Genomic DNA, 4,133 nt, shown 5'->3' with positions numbered 1-4,133 from the left:
GTTCTGGCGGATCGGGTGAAGGCTTGCGCGGGCGCTGACCCCGGCACCGCCCCAGCGGCAGGTGCCTAGGAGGCGCGGCGGGCCCGGGCGGCGCGGCGCTTGAGGGCCCGACGCTCGTCCTCGCTCATGCCGCCCCACACGCCGGCATCCTGGCCGGACTCGATGGCCCACTGCAGGCAGGTTTCCACGACTTCGCAACGGCGGCAGACGCTCTTGGCCTCTTCGATCTGCAACAAAGCCGGTCCTGTGTTCCCTACGGGGAAGAACAGCTCCGGGTCCTTGTCCAGACACGCCGCGCGGCTACGCCAATCCATGCTTATTGATGCTCCTTGAAATTGCCGGGAGGTCCATCCGGGTTCCACGTCCGCAGGGATCGGCTGGCAATGCTGCAACGGCCGGGGGAGTGGAACTCGTGTCGCTGTATGCGAGACGAACCGAAATCTTCATAGTGTCCGGCAAGCACTGACTTCCGGAACCAACTTCATAAGGTTTTCATGTTACAGGTAAGTAAACAAGGGTCGTTTTAGGGAAATCAGCGGTAAACCCTGAGTGCTTAGTCACAAACCGCACTACGAATCATTGCGTACCGCAGCGGCCCGAATTTGACAATGGGTTCCTGAATCACATTTCGGTCCAAGTGGCGCTGTTTGGCCAGATCCCGCGGGGAAACGATAGATTTAAACCCGTGAGCAACAACGAACTTTCCGGTGCCCGTCCCGCCAGCGTGAAGACCGTGGCGGCACTGGTGCTGCTCGAAGCGGTGGCCGTGCTGGCCTATGGCATCAACTACCTGATGCACATCAACGACCCGGGCGTGCTGAACATGTCCGGGCGCATCTTCATGGTGGTCCTCTGCCTGGCCGCCGGCGTCTGGCAGGGTTGGGTGGCTTTCAGCTTCTTCAAGGGCCGGGCCTGGACCCGGGCCGCGATCGTGGCCTGGCAGCTGTTCCAGGTGATCCTGGCGACCACCTATTTCCAGACCGAGCTGATTGGCGCGGCCGTGGCCGCGTTCTTCGTGGCCGCCATCGCCCTGGTGCTGCTCTTCGCCCCGCAGACCACCGCGTTCCTCGGCGACCGCAAGACCCACTAGCCGCCCACCCCGCCACCGTCACCTCAAGATGATTGCGGCCGGTGGGGCGGCGTCGCGCCTCGACGAGTGGGCGTTTCAGGGGTGGGGGATCAGCACCTGCCGCGGCTGACCGGCAATGCTGCACACCGCCCGCCACGATCCATCGGCTCGCTCCGCTTCCGCGGCCGGCAGCGGGCCCCAGGCCAGCGGTTGCAGGTCCAGGGGATGGCGCGGCTCAATCACCACCACCTCGCGTTCATCGATCTGCAGTCCGGGCAGCCCGAATTCGTAGGCCAGCCGCATGGAGGGGGCGCAGAACACCACCGGCGCGCATCCCTGCTGTGCCAGCTCGTTGATCAGACCCAGCTGCCCGGGCCCGACCGCAGTTTCAAGCAGGAAGCCGGCCCGGCGGGGGCCCGGGTCCGCGGCGGGTTGCGCCCGGTGTTCACCGTCCGCTGCGGTATCCCGGTGCAGCGTCATTGCCCAGCGCGAGCACAGGACCTTGGCGACAGTGCGGCGCAACCCGGGGTCCGCAACCAGCACGAAGCCGATCCGCTGCGGGAAGAAGGCGACCGGCTCAGCCAGCAGCCCGCCGAGCCCCAGCGGATATCCCCGCGGATAGTCCCGCGCCGGCGCGGCGTTGTCCGCACCAGATGATTGCAGCGTGGTGAAGCGCGGCCGGTTAGGTGGCGGTGCGGCGATCTGCGTCAGCTGGATGGTTCGGGTGGCGCCAGCGGCGTCCACCGCCACCCCGCGCCCCACTAGCGCGGAGACGGCCGGCAGCTTCGGCCACATCATCTGCAGCGACTGCGGGGCGCCCAGCGGGAAATACCACCGGGCGGCGCACAGCTGCGCGCACTTGAGCGCCGAGGTGTCCCGATCGCCGATGAGCACCACGTTCGCCCCGCTGCCCGAGGCCTGGCGAATCACCGTGCCCAACACGTCGTCAAGGTGGGCGAAGAGGGCCGGGGGCAGGGCAGCGGCTAGCGCGCCCATGTTGCGCACCACCACCAGCACGTCATCCAGTGCGCGGCCCGCGGCCAAAAAATCCAGGGCGTCGGCCACGCGGTAGGCGTCCTGGCCGGTGAACAGCAGCAGGTGCGGCGCGTGCCCGGGCGGGGACGGGGCGGCTTCAGCCCGGATCTCGGGCAACGGGGCAGCATCAAAGTACAGGATCCGCCGCGGAATCCGGGCCAGCTGCCCGGCCAGGTAGGCGGTGCCGGATTCGGGCAGCCCGTGCACGAGCAGGGCACCTGCCGCGGCCGTCGCGGGCAGCAGCGGACCCCACGTCCCCGCGGCGAGCTCATCCACCCAGCCGCATGTGCTCTGCCCGGGTTCCAGGGCGGCCGGTGCCATCCCAGGCGGCAGCGCTGGCGCACCGAGCCCGGTCGGCAGCGGCGGGGCAAAGGGGCTGGGCGCCGGGGAACTGTCCGCCGAGCGCGCGGCCAGCGCGGCGACGTGGGCATCCAGCAAGCCCATCGCCTCCGCCGCCGTGGGCGCCCGCCCGAAGGGCCTGGGGGAGGTGAGGCCAAAACCCCGGCGGTGCCGTTCGACGAGTATCCCGTGCGGCGCGGTCGGGGCGGCCAGCGCAAAGCGCAGTACCCGGCGTCCGATGGTGGGCGAGGTGAGCACCGCCTGGCCCGGCAGCGTGAAGTGGGCGGCCTGCGGGGTGCCGACCAGGTCGCTGGATTCGGCCGGGTCCCTGACCCGCAGGGCGATCACGGTGTTGATGTTTGCCCGGGTCTGCCCGCTGAGGGTGCCGCCGGGTTTTTGCGTGGACAGCAGCAGGTGGATGCCCAGCGCCCGGCCCACCGTGGCGATCCGGTCGATGCGCTGCGCGGCGCCGGGCGCATCGTCCAGGAACACCCGGAACTCGTCGACGATGACCAGCAGCCGCGGCAGCGGCGGATCCTGGCGGCCGCGGTGTTGGCGGTAATGGGCGATGTCGCCGCATCCGTGCGCGTGCAGCAGCCGCTCGCGCCGTCCGATCTCCAGCTCCAGCTGCTGCAGCATCCGCAAGGCGCCGGCCGCGTCCAGGTCGCTGGCGAACAGCTGGGTGTGGGCCAGCGCGGCGAAGACGGACAGGCTGGCCCCGCCCTTGAAATCCACCAGCGCCAGCGCCAGGTCCCCCGGAGCGTACCGGGCGCTCAGCTCGGTGATGATCCGGCGCAGCGCCTCGGACTTGCCCGACCCGGTGGTTCCGGCCAGCAGCAGGTGCGGCCCGTCGTGCAGCACGTCCAGCTGCACGGCGGCCCCTTGGTCATCCACGCCCAGCGTGCAGGTCAGGGTTTCCGCCGCGCCAGTGGTCTCCGCCGGGCCAGTGGTGTGCGCCGGGGCCCGATGCGGCCCGGGCAGCAGGGGTTGGGTTGCCCGGTGCTGCAGCAGCAGCGATTCGACCAGCCGGGCGAAATGTTCGGGCGCCAGCCGGTGCAGACTGTCCAAGCGTGCCTGTGGATCATCCAGTTGGCACGCCAGGGTGTGCACGTCGATCCACTGCACGTTCTCGCTCACCGGCCCCGGCCCCGGCCCCAGGCCCAGCACCAGGGCGCCGGGCACCGCAGCGGCGGCTCCGGCGAGCACGTAGACCGGCGGATTCCGGCCCACCTCACCGTCCGGACTGATCCCGGCACCGGTATTGGTCGGGGGCAACGGCCCGGCCAACGCCAGCGCTTGCGCCCCGTGGCCCGGCGGCACCCCGAGTCGCACGCCAGGCAACAGCAGCAGCGTGCTGGGCAAATCCGGCAGGTGCGGATCGAGCACCAGCTGCCGGGTCCCGCACACCACCGAGGGCAGCAGCTGGGCGAGCAACGCCAGCAATACCGGCACCGCCTGCCCGGGGCGGCTCGCCCGCAGCTGCCAGGCCCCGGTGGGCCGCAGCGCGAACACCGGGCTGGCGGCGGCCAGGCTGCCGCGCCGGCCGGGCTCAAGGAACCGGTGCTCACCCGTGCTCCCGGCGCCGCCGCCCGGTGCCCCGCCCGATGCCCCGCCTGAGGCGCCGGCCCCCGGATCCCACACCCCGTCGCCGAAGAGCAGCGGTGGTGGGCTGGTGGCGCCCAGCCACCGG

3 protein-coding genes are annotated in these 4,133 nt (G+C 70.7%); 1 reads left to right on the top strand and 2 read right to left on the bottom strand.

The window, feature by feature from the left end:
* Positions 1–65: 65 nt before the first annotated feature.
* Positions 66–314 carry a WhiB family transcriptional regulator gene (locus tag RCJ92_RS15170; protein ID WP_138172928.1) on the bottom strand — a complete coding sequence of 83 codons (249 nt, stop codon included), beginning with the start codon at positions 312–314 and terminating at the stop codon, positions 66–68.
* Positions 315–685: 371 nt separating this feature from the next.
* Between RCJ92_RS15170 and RCJ92_RS15165 the strand changes: the two genes are divergently transcribed.
* On the top strand, positions 686–1,090 hold the full coding sequence (locus RCJ92_RS15165; protein ID WP_138172930.1) for a hypothetical protein: 405 nt from the start codon (positions 686–688) through the stop codon (positions 1,088–1,090).
* A 75-nt stretch (positions 1,091–1,165) separates the two neighbouring features.
* Here the strand turns inward: RCJ92_RS15165 and RCJ92_RS15160 are convergent.
* Positions 1,166–4,133 (bottom strand): FtsK/SpoIIIE domain-containing protein (locus RCJ92_RS15160; RefSeq protein WP_446755025.1); only part of this gene is annotated, 2,968 nt, incomplete at its 5' end.

The sequence above is a fragment of the Glutamicibacter sp. BSL13 genome (assembly GCF_052928425.1).
The sequence above is the reverse complement of the archived record's forward strand: the minus strand, read 5'-3'. Positions and strand labels throughout refer to the sequence as shown.